Below are 711 nucleotides of genomic sequence, written 5' to 3'. Positions count from 1 at the left end.
TTCCAGGTAGTACTGCGGGATCGACAGCATCGACGTGAGGAAGAGATACCAGCAGCTCACCACGATGAGCAGTTCGACCTGCCGCAGGTTCTGGGACGAGATCTGGGTGGCCACGGTGTACAACTCGAGCACGGCGATCACCGACAGCAGCGAGGTGTTCTTGAGCATCGAGATGGTTTCGTTGCCCATCGGCGGAATGATCACCCGCATGGCCTGCGGCAGCACCACCTTGAACAGGGTGAAGCCCGGGCTCATACCCACGGAGTAGGCGGCCTCATACTGGCCTTCATCCACCGAGAGCATGCCGGCTCGCACGATCTCTGCCGAGTACGCCGCCTGGTTCAGCGTGAGCGCGAGCAGCCCGGCAGCGAATGCCGGAATCAGCGTGTTCGTGTCGATCGAGAACAGCGTGAAATCGGTGAACGGAATTCCAAGTGAAATCTGAGCGTAGAGCAGACCGAGGTAGCCCCAGAAAACGATCTGGATCAGCAGCGGCGTTCCTCGAAAAGCCCAGATGTAGAGCCACGCCAGGGCGCTCATCACCGGGTTGTTCGACAGCCGCATGACGGCGAGCAGCACGGCGAGAATCGTCGAGATGATCATCGACACGATGGTCAGGATGAGGGTGAGCACGACCCCGTCGAGGATCCGACGGTCGAAGATGAACTCACTGATCGTTGGGTGATTGACGTTGTCGTTCTGCCAGAGCGA

1 protein-coding gene is annotated in these 711 nt (G+C 59.5%); it reads right to left on the bottom strand.

Annotation, left to right across the window (positions count from 1 at the left end; all coding sequences use genetic code 11):
- Positions 1-711 (bottom strand): amino acid ABC transporter permease (locus tag JF66_RS19890; protein WP_035880619.1); only part of this gene is annotated, 711 nt, incomplete at both ends.

The organism is Cryobacterium sp. MLB-32, from assembly GCF_000738085.1.
Lineage (GTDB): Bacteria > Actinomycetota > Actinomycetes > Actinomycetales > Microbacteriaceae > Cryobacterium.
This window is presented reverse-complemented; position numbering and strand designations above follow the sequence as displayed.